The organism is Ferrovibrio sp. (assembly GCF_964218355.1).
GTDB lineage: Bacteria > Pseudomonadota > Alphaproteobacteria > Ferrovibrionales > Ferrovibrionaceae > Ferrovibrio.
Genome location: NZ_CAXPMC010000016.1, coordinates 295,469 through 317,970 on the forward strand (window position 1 = coordinate 295,469; position 22,502 = coordinate 317,970).

The following is a 22,502-nucleotide window of genomic DNA, read 5'->3' on the forward strand; positions in this document are numbered from 1 at the left end:
TGCTCCTCCTGTCACTTAAGGAAAGCCATCGCCTGGCTTTCTGTCATTTCGAAATACCGCATTTTTGTTTGGTCGATTCCCAGATCCGTCATACCGCAAACATCGCGATAGAAGGTCTCTGCCTGCGGAAGGGCATGCAGCCCGATCCGCCCTTTGAATTCTTCGTCAGCACTTAGACTGATTGCGGCAGCCATCAGCAGCCTGCCGAGTCCTTTGTATTTTGGAGTCGCCGCGAGCCGCCGGCGATTCCAAGGAGCCGTCGCGAGAAGATCGATGCCAGCTAATGGTAAATTCTTCTGCGTCGGCTCTAGGGCGAATCCACTCAGCCGAACGAACATCAACGCCTGGGTCATCCCTCCTGCCTCTACAGCAAAGGATTTCCACTCCAAAGTTGAAGCTCGCTCTTTGACTTTATGGGCCCATTGCCAGTGCGCATCCTGGAGATCGTTGTTCCCCAGTACCGCCTGCAGGCCTTCTTCCGACATCCCTGAGGCCAACGCGCCCTGAGTGCGCAGATGCCGAACTCGCTCTTCAAATGCTGGGCGCCAATGATCTGAATAGTCGCGGACGTTGCTCTCCCCAATAGGCGAGTGCAACTCGGCTGGCTCAAATGAGCCAATCTCCTGATTCAGAACATCATATATGCCCAACAACATGATGGCCTCACAGGACCATCAGTTCCGCCTTTTCTTTGGTGGTCGGGTGTTCAACGAACACTTTCTCACCATTCTCCAACCGCAAGCAGATGGACTGATAAAGCCGTAGTGCCTGGCGAAGCAGGGCTGTCTTTGACAGCCCCTTATCTTCGGCCAGACGGTCAACAACCTCCATCTCTTGGGCGCTGAGATTGAGCGTCATTGTTTTCTTTTCCATCACACATTCCTCGCTGGCAAGGCCGGACATTACACAAACTTAGGGATTTTGTCAACGCTTTATAGCTTTAATTTAGCTATTGACTAGCTATTTATTAGCTATTATTTATATGGACAAGGATGGCATTCAGGCCACCTCCACGACCCGGCCGAACATGGCCCTAAGCCCGAGAGGTAACTACCCCATGACCCAACTCGCCCCCACAGAGGAGAGTGTCCTCGACCGAGATGCCGCCGGCGTTTTCTCGGTCGAGGTTAGCGACAAGGACTTCCAGTTCCGTCGCGTACGTTTCGACGACCGGAAGGTGGTCGGCGCGCAGATCGCTGAAGCCGCCGGCGCCCACCCGATCGAGGCTTTCGTCATCCTTCGCCACCTGCGCTCGGGCGAACTGGAGTCGATCCGGCCCACCGAAGCCGTCGACTTGGCGGAGGAGGGTGTCGAGCGCTTCTTCATCATGCGCGGCGACGATCTCCACCGTTTCACGGTGGAGGGGCTGTCAATGGAATGGCCCAAGGCGAAGCTGGCAGCCAAGCACATCAAGTTCCTGGCCAAGGCTAGCGACGATCAGATGCTGGTCCTCGACACCGAGGACGGCGATGTCGTGTTCGAGGACAATGACCTGGTGGACCTGGCCGCCAAAGGCGTAGAGCGGTTGATGCTGCGCCGCCCGCCCAAGACGGTGACGGTCTACTACAAAGAAGCGCCCTTCGAACTTGAGCGAGGCGTCTATACGACCGAGCAGCTGATCGCGATCTTCAAGGCTCCAGCCGGCTATCTCCTCGACCTGATCGAGCGAGACGGCGAGTTTCGCGAGCTGAAGCCGGGCGAGCTTATCAAGATTCGCGAGGGCATGGAGTTCTCCTCCCACCCGCCGGCGGGGCACTCGTCGTGAGAGATCCGACGTCAGAACTGCGCAAGCTTCGTCGGATTTGTCGCCGAGCTGAGCTCCATGAAGATGGCGGGCAGCCGCTCGTCCATCTTCCGGAGCTTCGGGTCGAGCATGCGGGCGGGGTGGAGACGGTCAATGGCCTGCTCTGCCCCCGTCAGCACGGTGGCTACGTATCTCGCCTTTTCCTATCGAAGCCCTTCCCCACCCGCGGCCAGAACTGGACCACGCACAACATCCTCGGCGCCATCTGGCACACCATGTCGTGGAACGGCGTCGATCCCGAGCTTGCCTGGGACGAAATCCTGGGCGCGCATTTGAGGCCACTGCAATGACGATACACCTGAAGATCAATGGCCGGCTGCTCGATACCGTTAGGCACGACCTGCACAGACCACACCCCTTCGCCTACGAGCGGGTCGGCTTCTTCACGGCCGGCGCCGCCGATCTCGGCGACCGCTTGCTTCTGCTCGTCCGAGATTATACGCCGGTCGCCGACGAGGATTACGAGATCGACCGTAAGGTTGGAGCCAAGATCGGCTCGGCGGCAATGCGCAAGGCGGTGCAATCGGCGTACCGGCCTGCGGCAGCGCTACTGCACGTCCACACCCACGGCGGCCAAGGCAAACCCAGCTTCAGCGGGGTTGACCTCGACAGCGCCATGGCCTTCGTCCCCGGCTTCTTCGAAACCACTCCACGTATGCCACACGGCCTGCTGGTTCTCAGCAACGACGCCGCCCATGGCCTCCTGTGGCTCGCCAGCGATCGACCGCCGGTGATCATCGATCAATTCCAACGCGTTGACGCGCCGCTGCAGCGCGAATGGGGGACCTATGAGCTGGCTTGATCGACAGAGTTTCCTCGGCACGAAAAGCGATGCACGGCTGGCGGCAGCGACCATCGGCCTGGTCGGCCTGGGCGGTGGTAACTCGCATGTTGTCCAACAGCTGGCCCACCTGGGGATTGGTGGCTTCGTCCTTCTCGACGATGACATCATCACCCTAACCAATCTCAACCGGCTGGTCGGCGGTACGTTAGACGACGTGGGAGCCGAACGTTCGAAGATAGAGATTGCTGCGCGCGTCATCCGCGCGGTGAACCCGAAAGCGCAGATCGTCATGCGCCGCGCCAAGTGGCAGGAGGCCGGAGATCTTCTGAAAGGCTGTAATATAATTGTCGGCGGCCTCGACCATGTCGGCTCGAAGGACGAGCTCGAGTCCTTCTGTCGTCGTTTCATGATCCCCTACATCGACATGGGCATGGATGTGACGGCGCTACCGGACACTTGGGAGAGCCTGGTGAGCGGTCAGGTCGTGCTGTCGACTCCGGGGGAGCCCTGCCTGCGATGCCTTCAGCTGATCACCGACGAGAAATTAAAGGCGGAGGCGCAGCGCTATGGTGCCGCAGGGAGCCGGCCCCAGGTCGTCTGGCCGAATGGCGTGCTGGCGTCCACCGCCGTTGGTCTCGTTGTGCAGCTGATCACACCCTGGACGCGAGACCCGCTGCGTAGTGCCTACTTCGCCTACGACGCCAACCTGGGGACGATCATGCCGTCCGACCGCCTGTCGCGGCGGCGGGGTAAGCCGTGCCCCCATTACCCGGCCAAAGCGGTCGGCGACCCGATGTTCGATGTGCGCCGTTACCTCGACCAGCGAGACAAGCCCGCAATTCTCGAAGAACAGCCTCAACGGAGCGACTCTTGGGTATCCAAGATTGGCCAGCTCTGGGCTTGGATACGCGGCATTTTCTCCCGCGACTGAACAGAGTGACTAACCAGCGTCTTCCACGGGCCAAGAAACACGACGGAAATCGAAGTCTATGAAGTACTTAGGTCATTATCAGAGCACATTTCGCTGGCTATGTCGGCCACGGTAAGCGTGTATGGGCCTCAAAGGAGGGCCGTACATGCTGGACTCGGCTCGAGGTCAGAAGGGCCGCACAGCGGCCGAAATCAAGAAACTTGAAGAGCTGTCGACAGCGCAGTTAAAGCAACGATGGCATCGAAAATGGCCCGTTCAGCTCCCCAAACAGGTTAGTCGAGAACTTCTGGTTCTAGGTTTGGCCGGGGAGCTCCAGGCTGCAGAATTCGGGGGCTTGCCGCGGGAGCTTCAGCGACAGATCGACACGCTCACCGGCGATCTGAAGCTGTCTGGCAAGATAGGTGGCAACGCCCCCATCCGCATCAAGCCGGGCACACGGCTGGTACGGGAATGGCAAGGCGAGCGTCACGAGGTCACGGTACTCGAGAAACGCTTCGCATACAAAAACAGGCAGTTCGACAGCCTTTCTGAGATAGCCCGGGAGATCACTGGCACCCGCTGGTCCGGCCCGGTCTTCTTCGGGCTGAAGAAGGTTGCTCGCCCGCGAGCGTCCGTCGATGCCTAACCTGCGCTGCGCCATCTACACCCGTAAGTCCTCCGAAGAAGGGCTAGAGCAGGATTTCAACTCGCTCGACGCCCAGCGTGAGGCCTGCGCCTCCTTCATACAAAGCCAACGGCATGAAGGCTGGACGCTGATCCCAGGCAGTTACGACGACGGTGGGTTGTCAGGCGGGACGATGAACCGCCCCGCCCTGCAACGTCTTCTCGAGGATATTGAGAAGGGCCTGGTCGATGTCGTGGTGGTCTACAAGGTAGATCGGCTGACGCGGTCGCTATCTGACTTCGCCAGGATCGTGGAGATCTTCGATAAGAAAGGCGTGTCCTTTGTATCGGTCACGCAGCAGTTCAATACGACCAGCTCCATGGGACGCCTGACGCTGAACGTCTTGCTCTCCTTCGCGCAATTTGAGCGTGAAGTGACGGGCGAGCGCATCCGGGACAAAGTCGCCGCCTCCCGCCGCAAAGGCATCTTCATGGGTGGCAATATTCCACTGGGCTATGACTTGGATAACCGGAAGCTGGTGGTCAACCAGACTGACGCTAAGTTTGTGCGGTGGATGTTCGAGCGTTATTTGGGACTCGGAAATGCCTCCCTGCTCAAGGCTGAACTGGACCGGGATGGCATTAAGACGAAGGCACGCGTCAGCAAGACCGGCCGGGAGATGGGCGGCACGCCTTATACCCGGGGCATGCTCTACTACATCCTCAAGAACCGCGCCTATATCGGTGAGGCCGTCCATAAAGGCAAATCTTACCCTGGTGAACACACCGCCATTGTCGACCAGGATATCTTCGACAAAGTCCAGGCCCTGATATCGACCAATCGTCGGGACCACATCACCAAGAGCCGGACTTTGGATCCCAGCCTGCTGGCTGGCCTAGTCTATGACCACTATGGTCGTCGCCTCTCTCCCAGCCATACCAACAAGAACGGCTTGCGATACCGCTATTATGTCTCTGGACCGGCAAAAAACCATGGACAGGATCTGCGCGCGATCCGTGTGGCTGCAGGAGACCTGGAGCAACTCATCATCGACCGCCTTATGGTCGTGCTGAACTCACCGCAGCGATTGGCAGAGATTCTGAATACCGACGGATTGACCAAAGGGCACAGGCTCAAGGCTCGCGAGACACTGACGGGATCGCCCCAAGAGGCCGCAGATGTACTTAAACGCATCGTCCATAAAGTCATCGTCGGCCAGGAGGAATTGACTCTCCAGATCGATAAGATTGGCCTTGCCGTCGCCTGCGGTCTGGGTGATGTCGGCCGAGCTCGGGGGTCAAAGGAGCAGATTTACTCCATGACCTTCAAAGCCAACTTCCGTCGGATCGGCAGTGAGACGAAGCTGATCATCAATGATGGACAAACAGGTAATGAAAAGCCTCGCCGCGATCCGGCGCTCATCAAGGCGCTGGTCCGGGCACATGCCTGGACCAGGCAGCTACATGCCGGCAAGGTCAGATCCCTGAATGAGATTGCCACAGCCGGTGGCCTCACACGAGGCTACGTGTCGGCCATCATCAGGATGGCTTACCTGGCGCCGGACATCACCGAGGCCATCCTCGAAGGCCGCCAGCCGCAGACCCTGATGCTCAAGGACATGATGCGGACCATTCCACCGAATTGGGCCGACCAGCGGCGCATGTTCGGCTTCACGGCCGCCTGATCCTCACTGAAAAGCTGGAGAATGATATGGCTCGTGCAACGCATGGCCCGCGCTCGTTTAGCGGCGGAAATTCAAAACGAGACTTCGTGGGTGGGGTCCGGAGAAAACCGGCCATTCAGCCAGCCAATGACGGCCGAAATGCCGCCCTGAAGCGTCGATCTCCGAGGCCATATATGCGCAAAGCGCGCGGAATGTTTGATCATTTGGCGTCCCACGGAGAACCTGTTCTCCAGGGGCTGACTAGGTGGCGGAGGGAGTGGGATTCGAACCCACGATACCCTTTTGAGGTATACACACTTTCCAGGCGTGCGCCTTCGACCACTCGGCCATCCCTCCGGCGCGGGCGGCACTATACCCGCCGGACACGAATTTGCAATCGGCAGGCAGAATTGCGTAAAGTCCCGTCAGGACAGGCCGATTTGCGGGGAAACGGGCCGTGCTGCTGGGGCGGATTCTGGGCTGGATTCTGATGGCGCTGGCATTGCTGGCGGCCGGGGCCGACGGGCTCGGCTGGCTGCAGAACGGCACGCTGGTGCTCTCGGCGCTGGGCGAATTCTGGTACCGGCTTGACCCCGGCAGCCTGAACCTGCTGCAGGCCGTGGTGCAGCGCTGGCTGCTGCCGGAAATCTGGGACCCGGGCGTCATCACCATCCTGACCTGGCCGGCCATCCTCGCGCTCGGCATCCCCGGCCTGCTGCTGCTGGTGATCTTCCGCAAACGGCCGCCGAGCCGCCGGCGCCGCTTCGGCGCCCTTGCGTGAACCGGCGCTGCTTCGGCCCTACTGGTCGGAGATCTTGAGGGCAGCGATGAAGGCTTCCTGCGGAATCTCGACATTACCGACATTGCGCATGCGCTTCTTGCCTTCCTTCTGCTTCTCCAGCAGCTTGCGCTTGCGCGAGATGTCGCCGCCATAGCATTTGGCCAGCACGTCCTTGCGCAGGGCCGAAATGTCCTCGCGGGCGATGATGCGCCCGCCGATGGCGGCCTGGATGGCGATCTTGAACATCTGCCGCGGGATCAGTTCCTTCAGCCGCTCGCAGAGCTGGCGGCCGCGGGTCTCGGCCCGGCCGGCATGAACGATGGTGGCGAGCGCGTCGACATTCTCGCCATTCACCAGGATGGTCATCTTGACCAGGTTGCCGGCCTCGTAGCCGTCCATCTGGTAATCGAAGCTGGCATAGCCGCGGCTGACCGATTTCAGGCGGTCGTAGAAATCGAACACTACCTCGTTCAGCGGCAGGCGGTAGACCACCATGGCGCGGTTGCCGGCATAGGTCAGCTCGACTTGGCGGCCGCGCTTTTCCTCGCACAGCTTGAGGATGCTGCCCAGATGCTCGTCCGGCACCATGATGGTGGCCTTGATCCACGGCTCGTCGATATGGTCGATCAGCATCGGATCGGGCATGTCGGCCGGGTTGTGCACCTCTTCCATCGTGCCGTCGGTCCTGTAGACATGGTAGACGACGCTGGGCGCGGTGGTGATCAGGTCGAGGTTGAACTCGCGGATCAGGCGCTCCTGGATGATCTCCAGATGCAGCAGGCCGAGGAAGCCGCAGCGGAAGCCGAAGCCGAGCGCGGCCGAGCTTTCCATCTCGAAATGGAAGCTGGCATCGTTCAGCCGCAGCTTGCCGAGGCTCTCGCGCAGTTCCGGGAAGGCGCCCGCATCGATCGGATAGAGGCCGCAGAACACCACCGGGATCGACGGCTTGAAGCCCGGCAGCGCCGCGGCCGCCTGCCTTTTGTCCTCGGTGATGGTGTCGCCGACCGAGGTATCGGCCACCTCCTTGATGGCGGCCGTGAAGAAGCCCATCTCGCCGGGCCCCAGTTCGTCGATCATGGTCTGCTTGGGATTGAAGATGCCGACCCGCTCGACCGGATGCACCGCGCCCGACGACATGAAGCGGATCTTCATGCCCTTGCGGATGGTGCCGTCGATGACGCGGAACAGCACGACCACGCCCAGATAGGCATCGTACCAGGAATCGACCAGCAGGGCCTTCAGTGGCGCCGCGCGGTCGCCCTTCGGCGCCGGCAGCCGGGTGACCAGGGCCTCCAGCACCCTGTCGATCCCGAGGCCCGTCTTGGCCGAAATCTCCACGGCATCGGAGGCATCCAGGCCGATCACGTCCTCGATCTGCTGCTTGACGCGGTCGGGTTCGGCCGCCGGCAGGTCGATCTTGTTCAGCACCGGCACGATCTCATGGCCGGCATCGATGGCGTGATAGACATTCGCCAGGGTCTGGGCTTCCACGCCCTGCGATGCATCCACCACCAGCAGCGAGCCTTCGCAGGCGGCCAGCGACCGGCTCACCTCGTAGGCGAAGTCGACATGGCCGGGCGTGTCCATCAGGTTCAGCACATAGGTCCTGCCGTCCTTCGCCGTGTAGTTCAGCCGCACGGTCTGCGCCTTGATGGTGATGCCGCGCTCGCGCTCGATCTCCATGCTGTCGAGCACCTGGGCGGTCATCTCGCGCTTTTCCAGACCGCCGCAGGCCTCGATCAGGCGGTCGGCCAGGGTCGACTTGCCATGATCGATATGGGCGATGATGGAAAAGTTGCGGATCAGCTCGAGGTCGGTCGCCACGGTGCGGTGCTCTGGATCGGAAAGAGGAAAACGAAGGTCAGCGGAACAGCTGCAGGATGTCGGCCTCGCGGCTTTCCTGCGCCGGAATCTTCATGATGCCCGATGCGCGCAGACAGGGCGCGCCGTCGGCGGTGATCAGGGTTTCGGCAAAGCCGAGATTGCGCGTGCTGCGCACCAGCCGGCCCTTGCCCTCCACCCAGCTGCCCAGCGGCGCCGGCCCGACATAGTCGCCGGCCAGGTTCACGGTGGGCAGGAATTTGCGGCCGCCGGCCGCCACCACGCAGGTGAAACCCAGCAGCATGTCCGCGAAGGTCATCAGCATGCCGCCATGGCAGATCTGCATCGGGTTGCAATGGCGCGGCTCGACCCGGAACCCCATCACCGGCAGGCCGTCTTCCGGGTCCAGCCGGCCCCAGAGCGGCCCGTTGACTTCCATGAAGCCCATGAAATCGAGCTGCTTCATGCCGGCCGGCACGTCCGGCCCGGCTGCGCCTGGAATCTGGGGAGCGTTCATGGGCCGGGGTTTTAGCACCTGCAACAGGGGCCGGCAACGAAGCCGGCCGGGCAACAGGGGCCGGCAACGAAGTCCGCCCGGGACGGCTCACGGCGGCTCGGGGCGGTTCCCGACGGTTCGTCCCGGTTCCCGATGGTTCGGAACGGTTCGTCCCGGTTCAGGGCGGTTCGTCGCGGTTCGTGACGGTTCGTTCTCCTTGTGCCAGTACGGATTGTGCCGGAAAACAGCTGATGATTGCGAAGCTTGATGATATGAACATATATGGAACAGATTTGGCAAAATTCAAGAGATGCATACATTTATGTGCAGGCCGGCGGATTCCCCTGCCCGGCCGCCCCGCGCCGGCCTAGCCTGCCGGCAGCCCTTTCCGAGGAGGCCCGCCATGCCGGATATCCGCCTGCCGCTCGACCTGCATTTCCCGCTCTCGGGCGATGTGAGCCAGACCATCAATCCCTGGACCTGGTTTTTCCAGCCCAAGGCCAGCCAGTTCGGCCTGGTCAATATCAGCCTCGGCCAGTCGGCCGATCCGGGGCTGGAGCGCCGCATCCTCGACGAGGTCGGCTCCTACGGCCGCCAGCTCGGCCGCATCGGCGAGGCGCTGGCGGTTCTGCTCGACCGCACGACGCTCGACGGGCTGACGCCGGCCGAGCAGGACGCCATCGCCGCCCTGCGCCGCCAGCTCGACGATGTCAGGCGCCTGAAAAACCGGGACGCCTGACGCCACGTCTCCCGGATTCTGCGCTGGACATCGGCCGCCGCTGTGCTTCCCTGAACGGCAGAAAAACCGCGTTCAGGGAGGAACGCCATGGAATACGCGCCGCATCTGGCGCAGTTCCGCCGCCTGCTGGCCATGGTGCGGGGCGACCGCGCCGAATTCGCCGCCGCGCAGCCTTTCGAGCTGCCGGCCGACATCTACTGGCGGCCGGAGCGTTTCTCCGCCGAGATGGAGGCTGTCTTCCGCCGCCTGCCGCAGGTGCTGGGCCATGCCGCGCTGCTGCCGAAACCGGGCGACACCCTGGTGGCCGACCTGCCGGACCGCCCCCTGCTGCTGGTGCGCGGCCGCGACGGCGAGATCCGCGGCTTCCTCAATGTCTGCCGCCATCGCGGCACCCGCCTGTGCAATCGCGGCGAGCGGGACAATGCGCTGGGCGTGCAGCGGCACAGCGGCTTCACCTGCCCGTATCATCACTGGACCTACGATCTCGACGGGCGGCTGAAACATGTGCCGCTGGCCGACAGTTTCCCCGGCCTCGATCCGGCGACGCGCGGCCTGACGCCAGTTCCGCTGGCGGTGCGCGAGGGCGTGATCTTCGGCATCCCGCAGGCCGATGCGGCCGGCGCCGGCGCGACGGATATCGATGGCTTCCTGCAGGGGCTGGATGCCGACCTCGCCGTATTCGGCTTTGCCGGGCTGCATGCCTATGCCCGCGCGGTGACGCGGCGGCGCACCAACTGGAAGCTGGTGATCGACGCCTTCCTCGAAAGCTATCATGTCGTGCGGCTGCACCGGAACACGGTGGGCCCCTTCTTCCTGGATGCGATGGCGGTGATGGACTGCATCGGTCCGCATACCCGCTCCGCCGTGGCACGGCAGGAATTCGGCACCATCGCCGGCCTGCCGGAGGCGCAGTGGAACGACCGCCTGCATGCCAGCTTCGCCTATCTGCTGTTCCCCAATACCGTGCTGGTGATCCATCCCGACTATGTCAGCATCCTGACACTGTTTCCGCTGGCCGCCGACGAGACCGAAATCTGCCATGTGATGCTGACGCCGCATGCGCCGCGCGACGAGCGGGAGGATGCCCACTGGCAGCGGTCCTTCCGCATGATCGAGGGCGGCGTGTTCCAGGCCGAGGACCTGCAGGTGGCCGAGCAGGCGCAGATCGGCATGGCCTCGGGCGCCAACCGCACCCTGGTCTATGGCCGCCACGAGGCCGGCATCCGGCATTTCCATGCCGCGCTGGACGCGCGGCTGGGCACGACCGGCATCATCGACCGGCCGGGCTGATCATTCCACCCGTCAGCCCCGGCACCGCCCGGCACCGGAAATTGCGCCTGCCGGGCCGCCCGTCTATGCTCCCGCCGTCCGCATTTCGCACGTCTCCGGGATACAGGCATGTCCGGCATTTCCTATCTGCTGACCGTCTACAACAAGGCGCCCTATCTGGAAGGCGTGGTGGCCGGGCTGGCCGCCCAGCGCGGCGATTTCGCACGCGAATTCATCTTCGTCGATGACGGCTCGACCGACGGCTCGCCGGAGCTGGTGGAAAAGCTGACCGCCGGCTGGGGCAACGTCACGCTGATCCGCCAGGCCAACAGGGGGCCCAGCGCGGCGCTGAACGCCGCCGCCGCCGCCGCCCGCCTGCCCTATCTGAAATCGGTGGATGCCGACGATATCCTGGTGCCCGACAGCAGCCTGTGGCTGCTGGAGGCCCTGCAGACACACAAGGCGGTGCTGGCCTATGGCGATGGCGGCAGCTACGAACTCGGACAGCCGGTGGTGATGCCGGAACTGCCGGCCCCGCCCGTCTCCCGCGTCATTGCCGATGCGATGACCATGCTGATCCGCAATTCCTTCGTCAGCCCCAGCTACATGATGGTGCCGGCGGACCTGTATCGCCAGGTCGGCGGCTGCAAGGAGCACATCATTCCGCAGGATTATTCGCTGCAGCTGAAGCTGGCACCGCTGGGCCCGGTCGCCTATGTGCCGGGACCGATCGCCCTGATGCCGAAAGTGGCGCCGGGCCGGCTGTCGGATGCGCCGGCGCGCACCCTGCACGACATCAACCTGCTGCTGCTGGAAACCCTGCGCGAACGGCCGGACCTCACGCCGGACCAGCGCAGGCTGGCGGCGCGGCGCGCCACTGGCCGGGCGCTGAAGTTCCGCCGCCGCTTTCCCAATGATGCCCCGCTGGCCGGCAGCTGGCTGCGCTGGCTGCGGGCGCGGCTGCCGCTGCCGGCCGACGATGGCCGGCTGATCGCCGAGGGCCTGAAGGATTTCGGCGTGCCCAGCCAGCTTGACGGCTTCCATCCCTATCCGCGCTGCCTGGAAACGGGGCAGGCAGCGTGAGCGACAGGCCAACATGAGTGACGGGCCCGCCATCCTGGTGGCCGGCGGCGCCGGCTTCGTCGGCAGCCATGTCTGCAAGGCGCTGGCCGCGGCCGGCTTCCGCCCGGTGGTCTACGACGACCTGTCCGCCGGCCACGAAGATGCCGTGCGCTGGGGCCCGCTGGAACGCGGCGACATCCGCGACGGAGGCCGCCTCGCCGCCGTGCTGGCGCAGCATCGCCCGATGGCGGCCCTGCATTTCGCCGCCCGCATCGAGGCCGGTGAATCGATGCGCGATCCCGGCGCCTTCTACGCGGTGAATGTCGGTGGCACCCTGTCGCTGCTGCAGGCCCTGCGCGAGGCCGGCATCGGGATCTGCGTGTTCTCCAGCACGGCGGCCGTCTACGGCCTGCCGCAGAGCGCGACGCTGGCGGAAAGCCACCCGCTGCTGCCGGTCAATCCCTATGGCGCCACCAAGCTGGCGGCCGAGCGCATGCTGGCGGATTTCGCCTATGCCCATGGCTCGCGTTTCGTGGCCCTGCGTTATTTCAACGCCGCCGGCGCCGATCCGGATGGCGAGCTGGGCGAGCGGCATGACCCGGAGACACATCTGATCCCGCTGGTGCTGCAGGCCGCGGCGGGACAGCGCCCGCAGATCGCCGTCTACGGCACCGATTATCCGACCCCCGACGGCACCTGCATCCGCGATTACGTGCATGTCAGCGACCTGGCCGCGGCCCATGTTCTGGCGCTGCGCCATCTGCTGGGCGGCGGCGACAGCGCCCGTCTCAATCTGGGCAATGGCAGTGGGTTTTCGGTGCGGCAGGTGATCGATGCGGCCCGGCATGTCACCGGCCGCGCCATTCCGGTGCAGGAGGCCGCACGACGGGCCGGCGATCCGCCGGTGCTGGTGGCCGATGCGGCGCAGGCGCGCGCGGTGCTCGGCTGGCAGCCGCAGCGTGCGGCACTGGAGACCCAGATCGGCGATGCCTGGGCCTGGCTGCGGAAGACCGCCGGCTAGCCCGGATATTCCCAGACCGCGCTTTCGGTGACCACGTAGTCGATACGGCCCTGCCGCAGCGCGGTCAGGCATTCCGCCGGCGTGTTGATGATCGGCTCTTCATGCACGTTGAAGCTGGTGTTGATCAGCACCGGAATGCCCGACAGGCCGGCATAGGCCGACAGGATGTCGTAATAGAGCGGATTGTCGTCGCGGCGGATCACCTGCGGCCGCGCCGTGCCGTCCACATGCACCACGGCCGGGATGCGGTCGCGCCAGTCATCCTGCACCTGGCAGGTGATGGTCATGAAGCGCGCGGCATACAGCGACTGCGGCGGCAGCCGGAAGATGCGGGTGGCGTCGACGTCGCGCACCACCGGCGCAAACGGCATGAATTCCGAACGGTCGAGCCGTTCGTTCAGGGTCTGGTTGATCTCGGCCTTCGTCGGCGCGCCCATGATGGTGCGGGCGCCCAGCGCGCGCGGGCCGTATTCCATGCCCTTCGTGTAGATCGCCACCACCTTGCCGGCATTGATCAGCGCGGCGGCTGCCTGCACCGGCTCGCTGCTGACCAGCCGCGCGCCGCCGCCGCCCAGCACCGGGTCGATGTCGTTGCTGTAGTCGCGGCCGTAATAGAGATGGTCGAGCCGGTGGCGCTGCTTCAGCCAGGCCTCGGTGCCGTCGCGCACCAGCAGATGCTGCAGCACGCCGCCGGCCGCCAGGCCCTGGTCGCTCATCGCCGGATAGACGAACACCTCGTCGACCGGCAGTTCCTCGGCCAGCTTCTGGTTCAGCTTCACATTGGCAAAGACGCCGCCCGACAGGCCGAGCCGGCGGGTCTCGTGGCGCGCCAGCAGGCGGCGCACGGATTCGGTGATGAAATCCTCCAGCACCTTCTGCACGGAGGCGGCCACCACCTCGCGCGGATGCCCCTCCGCCCAGCCGAACACCCAGCGGCGCATCTCGGGATAGCTGGCGAAATCGCTCTCGATGCGGCCGTCGTCGTCGATGCGGAAATGCGCCGCCAGCGCCGCAGCCAGCATCGGCTCGCCCAGCGCGGCCAGGCCGGTCAGCTTGCCTTCATGCTTGTTGATGCGGAAACCCAGCGCCTGGGTGGCATAGCCGTAGGCGAGGCCCAGCGAGTCGATCTTCACCGGCGCCAGCAGGCCGTCATCGCCGCCATAGAGCGTGGCGATGCGGCCGTATTTGAGGATGCGGTGGCTGTACTGCACATTGTCGCCGCCGCCATCGGCCGTATACAGCAGCGCGTCATCCCAGTCGGTGTGGAACAGGGTGGCCAGCGCATGCGAGGCGTGATGGTTGTAGAAGGTGACCGGCAGGCCGCCGCGGCAGCCGAGGTCGCGCAGGAAGGCGGTGGTGTCGAACATCGTCGCGCTGTCGGTGCGGCCGTAGCGCACGCATTCGCGTTCCATCGACTTGTGCTTTTCCAGGCCGACCATCTCGCGCACCCGGTTTTCCACCAGGCGCGGCAGCGGGAAATGCCGGTAATAGCGGCTGGGGAAGGCGCCGCGCGACAGGGCCACCGCGCCGATATCCTCGGGCCCGGCGCCGGCGATGCCGAAACATTCGGCGATCGCCTCGAAGGGGATGCGGCCGCCGTCGATCTTGCGCCGGGTCAGCCGTTCCAGCGCCACCGACGCCACCATGCGGTAGTCGTCGAACAAAACCGCGCAGGCATCGTGGTAGCCCGAATGGATACCGAGGATCAGCATGGGTCTGGGTTCCTGTGTCCGGTCAGCCGCGCAGGGTGGCGCCGCAGGCCTTTTCGGCCGCCGCAACGATCTTCCTGGCCACCGCCTCGATCTCGGCATCGGTCAGGGTCTGCTGCTGCGGCTCCAGCCGCACGCTCAGCGCCACCGACTTGCGGCCCTCGGGAATGCCGGCGCCGGCGAAGACGTCGAAGACCGAGACCCGGGCGATCAGCGCCTTGTCGGCCCCGCGCACGGCTTTCACCAGCGTGTCGGCCGCCACCGGCTGGTCGACGATGAAGGCGAAATCGCGCTCCACCGCCTGCAGGTCGGACAGCTTCAGCGCCGGTTTCGCCCGGCCGCCGCCGCCCTTCGCGGCGCGCGGCAGCGGAATGCGGTCGAGGAAGATCTCGAAGGCCACCAGCGGGCCCTTGATGTCCATCGCCTGCAGGGTCCGCGGATGCAGCTCGCCGAACTGCGCCAGCACCGTCTTCGGACCCAGCCTGAGGGTGCCCGAGCGGCCCGGATGGTACCAGGCGGGGGCGCCATCCATCACCAGCAGCGCATCGGTGGCCACGCCCGCCGCCGCCAGCGCCGCCAGCGCGTCGGCCTTGGCATCATAGGCATCGACCGGGCGCGGCCGTTCGCGCCAGTGGCGCGGGCCGCTCTGGCCGCGGCGGATGCCGCTGGCGACCAGCGCCTGGCCCTGCGGCGTCGCATCGGCATATTGCGGGCCGGTCTCGAACAGCGCCAGGTCGGCATTGCCGCGATCCATGTTGCGCTTCGCCGCCGCGATCAGGCCAGGCAGCACCGAGGGGCGCATGGCGTCCATGTCGGCCGAGATCGGGTTGACCAGCAGCAGGCCGGGCTGGCCGCCGCCGAAGGCCTCGGCCGCGGCCCTGCGGATGAAGGAATAGGTGACGGCCTCGACCAGGCCGCGGGCCGCCAGCGCGCGGCGCGCCAGGCGCAGCCGGCGCTGCGGCAGGCTGAGGGCCGGCGCCGGCACCGCGCGGTCCAGCGGCAGCGGCACCGAGGGGATCGCATCGAAGCCGTGCAGGCGGGCGATTTCCTCGACCAGATCGGCCTCGCCATCGATGTCCGGCCGCCACGAGGGCGGGCTGACCGCGAGATTGTCGCCGCTGTGGCTGACCATGAAGCCGAGCGATTTCAGGATCGCCACCTGGCGCTCGACCGGCAGGTCGAAGCCGACCAGGCCCTGCAGCCGCGCGGGACGCAGGGTCAGGTTGCGCTGCCAGTCGGGTTCCTGGCCGGCAACCACCACCTTCGAGGGCACGCCGCCGCACAGCTCCAGCACCATGGCGGTGGCCAGTTCCATGCCGTCGCGCACGAAGCCGGGATCGACGGTACGCTCGAAGCGGTGGCGTGCATCGGAATGGATGCCGAGCCGGCGGCCCGTGGTCGCCGTGCGCACCGGGTCGAACCAGGCGCATTCGATGAAGACGTCGGTGGTGGCCTCCGTGCAGCCGGAATGCTCGCCGCCCATGATGCCGCCGATACCCTCGGGTCCGGCCTCGTCGGCGATCACCGTCATGCCGGCATCCAGCGTGTATTCGCGGCCGTCCAGCGCCAGCAGCGTCTCGCCCGGCCTGGCCAGCCGGGCCACGATGTCGCCCTTCACCTTGGCCGCATCGAAGACATGCAGCGGCCGGCCGAGATCGTAGGTGAAGAAATTGGTGATATCGACCAGCACCGAGATCGGGCGCAGGCCGATCGCCTTCAGCCGGCGCTGCAGCCAGGCCGGCGACGGGCCGTTCTTCACGCCGCGCACCAGGCGGCCGACGAAAATGGCGCAGGCCCTGTCGTCCAATGGCGCAAAATCGCGACGCACGCCGATCGGGCTGTCGAACTGGCCGGGCACCGGCGTGACCGCCAGCGGCTTCAGCGTGCCCAGCCCGGCGGCGGCGAGATCGCGGGCGATGCCGCGCACGCCGAGACAGTCGCCGCGATTGGGCGTCAGCTTGATCTCGATCACCGGATCGTCGAGGCCGGCAACCGCCGCGAAGGGCGCGCCGACCTTGGTGTCGGCCGGCAGGTCGATGATCCCGGTATGCTCGTCGGTCAGGCCCATCTCGCGTTCCGAGCAGAGCATGCCGTTCGACGCCACGCCGCGGATGCTGGCGGCCTTGAGCGTGAGATTGATGCCGGGCACGGTGGAACCGACCGGCGCGAAGACGCCCTTCATGCCGGCCCGCGCATTCGGCGCGCCGCAGACCACCTGGAAGGTCTCGGTGCCGGTGAAGACCTCGCAGACCCGCAGCTTGTCGGCATTCGGATGCGGCTCGGCCTTCTTCACTTCGGCGACCACGAAGGGCGCATAGAGGGCGGCGGGATCGGCGATGCCCTCGACCTCGAGGCCGATGGCGGTCAGTTTCGCGGCGATCTCGTCGAGCGGCGCCTGCGTGTCGAGATGGCTTTTCAGCCAGCTGAGCGTGAATTTCATCGGGCCACCCCCTGGCCCAGAGTGGGCACGTCCAGCGGCACGAAGCCGTAATGCTTCAGCCAGCGCAGGTCGGCATCGAAGAAGGCGCGCAGGTCGGGGATGCCGTATTTCAGCATGGCGATGCGATCGATGCCCATGCCCCAGGCGAAGCCCTGCCACTCATCGGGGTCGAGGCCGCAATGGCGCAGCACGCGCGGATGCACCATGCCGGAGCCGAGGATCTCCAGCCAGTCGTCGCCCTCGCCCACCCTGAGCACGCCGCCCTCGCGCGAGCAGTTGATGTCGACTTCCGCCGACGGCTCGGTGAAGGGGAAATAGCTCGGCCGGAACCGCATCTTCACATTGTCGGTCTCGAAGAAGGCCCGGCAGAACTCGACCAGGGCGCCCTTCAGGTGGCCCATATGGATGTTGCGGTCGATCACCAGCGCCTCGACCTGGTGGAACATCGGCGTATGGGTCATGTCGTAATCGGAGCGGTAGGTGCGCCCCGGCACGACGATGCGGTAGGGCGGCGGGCCGCTTTCCATGGTGCGGATCTGCACCGGCGAGGTATGGGTGCGCAGGACCATCTGCTCGCCGTCGCCGTCGCGCGGCGGCAGATAGAACGTGTCCTGCATCTGCCGCGCCGGATGCTCGGCCGGAATGTTCAGGGCGGTGAAATTGTGGAAGTCGTCCTCGATATCCGGCCCTTCGGCGATCGCGAAACCCATCGCCGCGAAAATCTCGGTGATCTCGTCGATCACCTGGCTGACCGGATGGATGCGGCCCTGCGCTTCCGCGCTCTCGTGCAGCGGCAGCGTCATGTCGAGCGTCTCGGCCCGCAGCCGTGCGTCGATGGCCGCATCGGCCAGGGCCGTCCGGCGCGCCTCGATGGCGGCGCCGAGCCGCTCCTTCACCTCGTTGAGCTGCTGGGCGCGCGCCTTGCGGTCGTCCGGCGCCAGGCTGCCCAGCTCCTTCAGCGCGGCACTGAGCCAGCCCTTCTTGCCCAGGGCGCCGAGGCGCGCCTCTTCCAGCGCATCAAGGCTCTGCGCGCCCGCCACTGCCTGTTCGGCCTCAGCAGCCAGCGTGGTGATCTCGGTCATGGGTCCTCATCAGTCTGAAGCGTCAGCGCGACGGGGATGGACAGCAGGGCTTGGACAAACAAAAAGGGGGCCGTGGGTGACGGCCCCCTTCGCTAAACGGTCGCGCTGTGGTCTGGCGAGCGAGGGCCGGTCAGGCCGCCGCGGCGGGCAGGGCGGCTTTCGCCTGCGCCACCAGGGCGTTGAAGGCCTCGGGCTCATGCACGGCGAGATCGGCGAGGACCTTGCGGTCAACCTCGATGCCGGCGAGCGCGAGGCCGTTGATAAATCGGCCATAGGTCAGACCCTGCTCGCGGGCGGCGGCGTTGATGCGCTGGATCCACAGCGCGCGGAAATTCCGCTTCTTGGCGCGACGGTCGCGGAACGCATACTGCAGTCCCTTCTCGACCTTCTCGATCGCGACGCGGTAGACGGTGGAATTGCGGCCACGATAGCCCTTGGCGAGCTTCAGGACCTTCTTGTGGCGGGCATGGGCGGTAACGCCCCGTTTGACACGTGCCATGGTGATTGGGCTCCTTCAGGCTCAGGCGTTCGGCAGGTAGTTCTTGATGATCTTGCGCGCATCGCCCTCGAACACGATCGCGGTGCCGCGATGGTTCCGGATCTGCTTGTTGGTGCGCTTGATCATGCCGTGACGCTTGCCCGCATGGGCGCGCTTCACCTTGCCAGTGGCGGTGAGTTTGAAGCGCTTTTTCGCAGCGCTCTTGGTCTTCAGCTTGGGCATTTCATAACCTCCGAAAGGTATGGAGTGATCTTCAAGGCGAACTCGGCAGCCCTTCCGGCCGGAACGCCCGATACAGGGGCGCGTTTGTAGCGGCAGAGCCCTGCCTTTGCAAGCCCGCCCGGCGGGCCGCGGACCGGGATGATTCCGGCTTTTCCCGCCGCTTCCGCCGGCCCCGGCCGGGTCCGGGCCTGGACCGGGCCGGGGTCGGGCCGCCCGGCCGCCATGTCGCCAGAGGATAGAATACATATGTATGCGCCCCCTCCAGACAGGCCGAGTCGCCTGCACGCCCAGGTTTCAGAGGCCGGAAATCCGGGTGGCAGGCATCGCCAGCCGACCGGAACGGGACCATTCCGTGAATCCCGTTTTTTCAGAAAATAATCTTGAAAATCAGAAAATTAACCCCAAGTTAGATACCCGGGTGACTGCCCCTGCCAGGGTTATCCCCACCCGCCATACGTGATTGTCGCACCATGAGGTTTCGCGCTTGCAAAACCAGGAACCGTCGCTAGTATCACGCGGGTTCGCGGTCCCCCGCCGGACACCGCCGCGCTACAGCTCCGGTCCCCCTGGCTTCCGTGACAGCCGTTCTGTCAGCCGCCGCGCCCCGGCGCGGCCGGGCAGGGCGAAGTCGTCATCCGGCGGATCGTACCGCATGAACCAAGATTGCAACTGATTGCAGACTGATGTTGAACACCGTCCAATTCTCGCAGCTCGATCTCGTTGAACCCATCCAGCGGGCGCTCACGGCCGAAAAGCACGTCGAGCCGACCCCGATCCAGGCCAAAGCCATCCCGCACCTGCTGCAGGGCCGCGACCTGCTGGGCCAGGCCGATGCCGGCGCCGGCAAGACCGTCGCCTTCACCCTGCCGATCCTGCAGCACCTGTCGATCGACCGGCATCCGGCCGGCGCCCGCAAGGCCCGCGCCCTGGTGCTGACCACCTCGCGCGAGCGTGTGCAGCATATCCACGAGAGTTTCCGCGCCTATGGCCGCTTTGTGCGCCTCAGCCAGGCCACCGTCTACGAGGGCCCGGGCAAGGCCGCGCAGGCACAGGCGCTGAGCCGCGGCATCGACATCCTGATCGGCACCCCGGGCCGCGTGGTCGAGCTGATCAATGCCGGCCAGCTGGAGCTGAACAAGCTCGAGATCATGGTGATGGACGAGACCGACCGCATGCTGGAACTCGGCGTCACCAACGAGCTGCGCGCCATTTTCGAGGCCGCCCCGACCGAGCGCCAGACCATCGTCTTCGCCACCACCCTGCCGGCCGAGATCAAGCAGCTGGCCGACAGCCTGCTGACCGATCCGGTCACCGTGCTGGCCAATCCGCCGGCCCCGCGGCTGATCATCACCGCGCAGTCGGCCCGCATCCGGGATTCGGAAGCCCGCCGCCGGGTGCGCGACCTGCTGCCCGAACGCAGCGCCGGCCGCCGCTGACACGGCGGCCGATCCCGCGGAAACGCGGCCCGCAACCAGCGGGAGATTACCGGAAATCAATGCCTTAGGCGCCCGCGAGCCATCGCGGGCGCTTGCCTATTGCCGGCCCCTGGGTCAGATTTATCCACAGGAGGAGCGCGCGGGGCCGGGCCCCGGCGCAGCGGGCAACGGAAAATCAACCGTCCGCTGATACGGCTGACTGATTCAGGCGGCAGGTATGACTGTGGTGGCGAAGGAGAATCCCGAGCAGGACGGCGAGATCACGTGGCGCGAGAAGCTGCGTGCCTGGTGGCATGGCGACGACTATGCCATGCGCCACATGCTGCCCGACGAGATGCCGGAGGCGGTGGCGCCGGAGGCCGGCGGCGAACCGGCCGTGCCGGTCGAGACCCCGACCATCGAGCGCTGGACCCCGCGCCGCCAGCAGATCGTGCAGCGGCTGTTCGGCGAGGGCTTCAACCAGCCCGGCGGCGAGGAGCTGATGAAGACCCTGACCCAGCCGCTGGGTCTCAATCCCAACATGTCGATCACCGAACTGGGCAGCGGCATGGGCGGCATGAGCCGCATGCTGGCCCGCGACGGCCTGTGGATCGACGCCTACGAGCCCGATCCGGACCTGTTCACCGCCGCCGGCGAGCTGGCCCGCAGCCAGGGCCTGCGCCAGCGCACCAACCTGAAGAACCAGCCGCTCGACGACCTCAAGTTCAAGCGCAAGAGCATCGACGTCTTCCTGTCCAAGGAAGGGCTGATGAGCGTGCAGGACAAGCGCCTGCTGCTGGCCAAGATCCGCGCTGCCATGAAGCCGGGCGGCCAGCTGATGCTGACCGATTTCCTGCTGACCGGCCCGACCGACAGCCGCATCTACGAGGTCTGGTGGGAGCGCGAGCCGGTCAAGCCGCATCTGCTGACCCCGGAAGGCCTGCAGGCCGAGCTGGAAAGCCTGAATTTCGTCATCTGCTACATCGAGGATGTCAGCCACGAGGTGAAAAGCGCCGTGATCGATGCCTTCTCGGGCTACGACCGCGACCTCAAGCTGCTCGGCAAGAACATCAACGAAAACGAGCGCGACTGGGTGATCTCGGAAGGCGAGCACTGGGCGATCCGCATCAGCGCCATGGACGCCAATATCGTCCGCCTCTACCGCATCTACTGCCGCGTGGTGGACTGAGCGGCCGCTCCACAACTATGCGGAAGCCGCTGCCAGCATCCGCAGGGTCGCTTCGGCGAACAGGGGCGCCGTTTCCGGCACCACATCCATATACAGCGTCGGCTCGGTCAGTTCGATCTCGGTGCAGATCAGCCTGTCGTTGCGCACAACCCCGTCGATCCGGGCATACAGAGTTTCGCTCCCGACAGCCGCCAGCGCGGCGGTCGCGTCAGCGACAAGCCGGTCAGCCGCCCGGTAGGGAACCGGAGGCGGCGGGCTGTAGCGGCCGTTGACCCGGAATTCACCGGCAGCGGGACGCTTCAGGACGGTGTGGGCGTGCCGACCGGCAACGAACACAAATGACAATTCTCCGTCGGCGATCTCGGGCAGGTATTCCTGCACCATGAATGCACGGGCCCCTGTTGCCACAGTCAGCCGGTCCAGCACGGCCGCCGCCGCCTCGCGGGGTGCCAGATCGACACCGATTCCGCCGCCGCCCCAGCAGGGCTTCAGAACGATATGATCGCCATCGATGCGCCTGATTGCTTCGTCCAGCGAATCCGGGCCAACCAGCGGTATGGTTGCAGGGATGGCAACACCCTTCCGCGCCAGGTCGAGCAGACAACGCTTGTCGTTGTTCCAGCGCATCAGCGCCGGCGTGTTGAAAACAGGCCACCGGAGTGTCTCCAGCTGATCGAGCCAGTGGTCGAAGCCGGACATGTCGTCCTGGTAGTCCCATGTCGCTCTGATGACGATGGCGTCGCAGCGGCCGAAGGCATCAAGTTGTGCTGCGTTCCACTCCAGCACATCTACCGAGCAGCCCAGCCGTTCCAGGGCGGCGGCATAAAGTGTGTCCGAGGGGTAGAGGGCCGGATAAGCCCTGCAGGTGGCAATACCGATTCGCATCGCGGAATCCTACCGGAGATATGTGTCACGAAGATAACTTCGGAACTGTCACCATTGCCCGGTCATCATCGGTGGCACAAAGAACC

23 protein-coding genes and 1 tRNA gene are annotated in these 22,502 nt (G+C 65.2%); 13 read left to right on the forward strand and 11 right to left on the reverse strand.

Annotated elements, in window-relative coordinates:
* Positions 1-11: 11 nt before the first annotated feature.
* Together ACEQZY_RS10585 and ACEQZY_RS10590 are read right to left on the reverse strand one after the other, a co-directional pair.
* Entirely contained in the window at positions 12-656 is a 645-nt protein-coding gene (locus tag ACEQZY_RS10585) for a hypothetical protein (protein ID WP_370154132.1), read from the reverse strand.
* Between the two features lie 7 nt (positions 657-663).
* A complete protein-coding gene (locus ACEQZY_RS10590; protein WP_370154135.1) occupies positions 664-873 on the reverse strand; it encodes a ribbon-helix-helix protein, CopG family in 210 nt (69 codons plus the stop codon).
* Between the two features lie 184 nt (positions 874-1,057).
* Here ACEQZY_RS10590 and ACEQZY_RS10595 point away from each other — a divergent pair, with 184 nt between their 5' ends.
* The 6 genes from ACEQZY_RS10595 to ACEQZY_RS10620 all read left to right on the forward strand — a co-directional run bounded on the left by ACEQZY_RS10595 (position 1,058) and on the right by ACEQZY_RS10620 (position 5,807).
* Complete coding sequence (locus tag ACEQZY_RS10595) at positions 1,058-1,765, forward strand: multiubiquitin domain-containing protein (RefSeq protein ID WP_370154138.1); 708 nt, start codon at positions 1,058-1,060, stop codon at positions 1,763-1,765.
* Positions 1,766-1,884: 119 nt separating this feature from the next.
* Positions 1,885-2,094, forward strand: a complete 210-nt coding sequence (locus tag ACEQZY_RS10600; protein WP_370154141.1) for a hypothetical protein — start codon at positions 1,885-1,887, stop codon at positions 2,092-2,094.
* Entirely contained in the window at positions 2,091-2,606 is a 516-nt protein-coding gene (locus ACEQZY_RS10605) for a hypothetical protein (protein ID WP_370154144.1), read from the forward strand. The genes ACEQZY_RS10600 and ACEQZY_RS10605 overlap by 4 nt, the downstream gene beginning before the upstream one ends.
* Positions 2,593-3,519, forward strand: a complete 927-nt coding sequence (locus tag ACEQZY_RS10610) for a ThiF family adenylyltransferase (RefSeq protein ID WP_370154147.1) — start codon at positions 2,593-2,595, stop codon at positions 3,517-3,519. Before ACEQZY_RS10605 ends, ACEQZY_RS10610 begins: the two co-directional genes overlap by 14 nt.
* Before the next feature lie 145 nt (positions 3,520-3,664).
* Positions 3,665-4,144 carry a DUF2924 domain-containing protein gene (locus ACEQZY_RS10615; protein ID WP_370154150.1) on the forward strand — a complete coding sequence of 160 codons (480 nt, stop codon included), beginning with the start codon at positions 3,665-3,667 and terminating at the stop codon, positions 4,142-4,144.
* Positions 4,137-5,807: a recombinase family protein gene (locus ACEQZY_RS10620; RefSeq protein ID WP_370154153.1), complete on the forward strand. Its 1,671-nt coding sequence runs from the start codon at positions 4,137-4,139 to the stop codon at positions 5,805-5,807. Before ACEQZY_RS10615 ends, ACEQZY_RS10620 begins: the two co-directional genes overlap by 8 nt.
* A gap of 245 nt (positions 5,808-6,052) precedes the next feature.
* Here the strand turns inward: ACEQZY_RS10620 and ACEQZY_RS10625 are convergent.
* Positions 6,053-6,143: transfer RNA gene (locus tag ACEQZY_RS10625), tRNA-Ser, on the reverse strand.
* A 100-nt stretch (positions 6,144-6,243) separates the two neighbouring features.
* Between ACEQZY_RS10625 and ACEQZY_RS10630 the strand changes: the two genes are divergently transcribed.
* Positions 6,244-6,567: a hypothetical protein gene (locus ACEQZY_RS10630; protein ID WP_341704384.1), complete on the forward strand. Its 324-nt coding sequence runs from the start codon at positions 6,244-6,246 to the stop codon at positions 6,565-6,567.
* A gap of 18 nt (positions 6,568-6,585) precedes the next feature.
* On the opposite strand, the gene lepA is transcribed toward ACEQZY_RS10630, so the two are convergent.
* Both lepA and ACEQZY_RS10640 read right to left on the reverse strand, forming a co-directional pair.
* Positions 6,586-8,391: a translation elongation factor 4 gene (gene lepA / locus ACEQZY_RS10635; RefSeq protein WP_341704385.1), complete on the reverse strand. Its 1,806-nt coding sequence runs from the start codon at positions 8,389-8,391 to the stop codon at positions 6,586-6,588.
* Positions 8,392-8,428: 37 nt separating this feature from the next.
* Positions 8,429-8,905 (reverse strand): PaaI family thioesterase, encoded by a 477-nt coding sequence (locus ACEQZY_RS10640; protein ID WP_370154157.1) that lies wholly within the window; start codon positions 8,903-8,905, stop codon positions 8,429-8,431.
* A gap of 382 nt (positions 8,906-9,287) precedes the next feature.
* Here ACEQZY_RS10640 and ACEQZY_RS10645 point away from each other — a divergent pair, with 382 nt between their 5' ends.
* From ACEQZY_RS10645 to galE, 4 genes are all read left to right on the forward strand, one after another.
* Positions 9,288-9,623: a hypothetical protein gene (locus tag ACEQZY_RS10645; RefSeq protein ID WP_341704387.1), complete on the forward strand. Its 336-nt coding sequence runs from the start codon at positions 9,288-9,290 to the stop codon at positions 9,621-9,623.
* 87 nt (positions 9,624-9,710) lie between these two features.
* A complete protein-coding gene (locus ACEQZY_RS10650) occupies positions 9,711-10,913 on the forward strand; it encodes an aromatic ring-hydroxylating dioxygenase subunit alpha (protein ID WP_370154165.1) in 1,203 nt (400 codons plus the stop codon).
* 108 nt (positions 10,914-11,021) lie between these two features.
* The gene (locus ACEQZY_RS10655) at positions 11,022-11,975 is read left to right on the forward strand and encodes a glycosyltransferase family 2 protein (RefSeq protein ID WP_370154168.1); all 954 of its coding nucleotides are present in this window, start codon (positions 11,022-11,024) and stop codon (positions 11,973-11,975) included.
* Between the two features lie 13 nt (positions 11,976-11,988).
* Entirely contained in the window at positions 11,989-12,975 is a 987-nt protein-coding gene (galE, locus tag ACEQZY_RS10660) for a UDP-glucose 4-epimerase GalE (RefSeq protein WP_370154171.1), read from the forward strand.
* Here the strand turns inward: galE and ACEQZY_RS10665 are convergent.
* The 5 genes from ACEQZY_RS10665 to rpmI form a co-directional block, all read right to left on the reverse strand.
* Positions 12,972-14,687: a carbamoyltransferase C-terminal domain-containing protein gene (locus ACEQZY_RS10665; protein ID WP_370154174.1), complete on the reverse strand. Its 1,716-nt coding sequence runs from the start codon at positions 14,685-14,687 to the stop codon at positions 12,972-12,974. The genes galE and ACEQZY_RS10665 overlap by 4 nt on opposite strands.
* Before the next feature lie 22 nt (positions 14,688-14,709).
* Positions 14,710-17,124, reverse strand: coding sequence for a phenylalanine--tRNA ligase subunit beta (pheT, locus tag ACEQZY_RS10670; RefSeq protein ID WP_370154177.1), 2,415 nt, complete (start codon positions 17,122-17,124; stop codon positions 14,710-14,712).
* Complete coding sequence (gene pheS / locus ACEQZY_RS10675; protein ID WP_341704862.1) at positions 17,121-18,206, reverse strand: phenylalanine--tRNA ligase subunit alpha; 1,086 nt, start codon at positions 18,204-18,206, stop codon at positions 17,121-17,123. The genes pheT and pheS overlap by 4 nt, the downstream gene beginning before the upstream one ends.
* 130 nt (positions 18,207-18,336) lie before the next feature.
* The gene (gene rplT / locus ACEQZY_RS10680; RefSeq protein WP_341704863.1) at positions 18,337-18,705 is read right to left on the reverse strand and encodes a 50S ribosomal protein L20; all 369 of its coding nucleotides are present in this window, start codon (positions 18,703-18,705) and stop codon (positions 18,337-18,339) included.
* 21 nt (positions 18,706-18,726) lie between these two features.
* Complete coding sequence (gene rpmI, locus ACEQZY_RS10685; protein WP_330892868.1) at positions 18,727-18,927, reverse strand: 50S ribosomal protein L35; 201 nt, start codon at positions 18,925-18,927, stop codon at positions 18,727-18,729.
* A 683-nt stretch (positions 18,928-19,610) separates the two neighbouring features.
* Between rpmI and ACEQZY_RS10690 the strand changes: the two genes are divergently transcribed.
* Positions 19,611-20,363 carry a DEAD/DEAH box helicase gene (locus ACEQZY_RS10690; RefSeq protein WP_341704864.1) on the forward strand — a complete coding sequence of 251 codons (753 nt, stop codon included), beginning with the start codon at positions 19,611-19,613 and terminating at the stop codon, positions 20,361-20,363.
* 217 nt (positions 20,364-20,580) lie between these two features.
* Positions 20,581-21,531, forward strand: a complete 951-nt coding sequence (locus ACEQZY_RS10695) for a methyltransferase domain-containing protein (protein WP_341704865.1) — start codon at positions 20,581-20,583, stop codon at positions 21,529-21,531.
* Between the two features lie 15 nt (positions 21,532-21,546).
* On the opposite strand, the gene ACEQZY_RS10700 is transcribed toward ACEQZY_RS10695, so the two are convergent.
* Complete coding sequence (locus tag ACEQZY_RS10700) at positions 21,547-22,416, reverse strand: RimK family alpha-L-glutamate ligase (RefSeq protein WP_370154183.1); 870 nt, start codon at positions 22,414-22,416, stop codon at positions 21,547-21,549.
* Positions 22,417-22,502 lie beyond the last annotated feature (86 nt).

Excerpts from the sequence above, each read along its gene's own strand:
- ACEQZY_RS10605 (WP_370154144.1), top strand. The coding sequence starts at position 2,091 with ATGACGATACACCTGAAGATCAATGGCCGGCTGCTCGATACCGTTAGG.
- rpmI (WP_330892868.1), bottom strand. The coding sequence starts at position 18,927 with ATGCCCAAGCTGAAGACCAAGAGCGCTGCGAAAAAGCGCTTCAAACTC.
- ACEQZY_RS10615 (WP_370154150.1), top strand. The coding sequence starts at position 3,665 with ATGCTGGACTCGGCTCGAGGTCAGAAGGGCCGCACAGCGGCCGAAATC.
- galE (WP_370154171.1), top strand. The coding sequence starts at position 11,989 with ATGAGTGACGGGCCCGCCATCCTGGTGGCCGGCGGCGCCGGCTTCGTC.
- ACEQZY_RS10655 (WP_370154168.1), top strand. The coding sequence starts at position 11,022 with ATGTCCGGCATTTCCTATCTGCTGACCGTCTACAACAAGGCGCCCTAT.
- pheS (WP_341704862.1), bottom strand. The coding sequence starts at position 18,206 with ATGACCGAGATCACCACGCTGGCTGCTGAGGCCGAACAGGCAGTGGCG.
- ACEQZY_RS10665 (WP_370154174.1), bottom strand. The coding sequence starts at position 14,687 with ATGCTGATCCTCGGTATCCATTCGGGCTACCACGATGCCTGCGCGGTT.
- ACEQZY_RS10640 (WP_370154157.1), bottom strand. The coding sequence starts at position 8,905 with ATGAACGCTCCCCAGATTCCAGGCGCAGCCGGGCCGGACGTGCCGGCC.
- ACEQZY_RS10645 (WP_341704387.1), top strand. The coding sequence starts at position 9,288 with ATGCCGGATATCCGCCTGCCGCTCGACCTGCATTTCCCGCTCTCGGGC.
- ACEQZY_RS10610 (WP_370154147.1), top strand. The coding sequence starts at position 2,593 with ATGAGCTGGCTTGATCGACAGAGTTTCCTCGGCACGAAAAGCGATGCA.
- ACEQZY_RS10650 (WP_370154165.1), top strand. The coding sequence starts at position 9,711 with ATGGAATACGCGCCGCATCTGGCGCAGTTCCGCCGCCTGCTGGCCATG.
- ACEQZY_RS10690 (WP_341704864.1), top strand. The coding sequence starts at position 19,611 with ATGTTGAACACCGTCCAATTCTCGCAGCTCGATCTCGTTGAACCCATC.
- ACEQZY_RS10700 (WP_370154183.1), bottom strand. The coding sequence starts at position 22,416 with ATGCGAATCGGTATTGCCACCTGCAGGGCTTATCCGGCCCTCTACCCC.
- rplT (WP_341704863.1), bottom strand. The coding sequence starts at position 18,705 with ATGGCACGTGTCAAACGGGGCGTTACCGCCCATGCCCGCCACAAGAAG.
- ACEQZY_RS10590 (WP_370154135.1), bottom strand. The coding sequence starts at position 873 with ATGGAAAAGAAAACAATGACGCTCAATCTCAGCGCCCAAGAGATGGAG.
- ACEQZY_RS10595 (WP_370154138.1), top strand. The coding sequence starts at position 1,058 with ATGACCCAACTCGCCCCCACAGAGGAGAGTGTCCTCGACCGAGATGCC.
- pheT (WP_370154177.1), bottom strand. The coding sequence starts at position 17,124 with ATGAAATTCACGCTCAGCTGGCTGAAAAGCCATCTCGACACGCAGGCG.
- ACEQZY_RS10695 (WP_341704865.1), top strand. The coding sequence starts at position 20,581 with ATGACTGTGGTGGCGAAGGAGAATCCCGAGCAGGACGGCGAGATCACG.
- ACEQZY_RS10620 (WP_370154153.1), top strand. The coding sequence starts at position 4,137 with ATGCCTAACCTGCGCTGCGCCATCTACACCCGTAAGTCCTCCGAAGAA.
- ACEQZY_RS10585 (WP_370154132.1), bottom strand. The coding sequence starts at position 656 with ATGTTGTTGGGCATATATGATGTTCTGAATCAGGAGATTGGCTCATTT.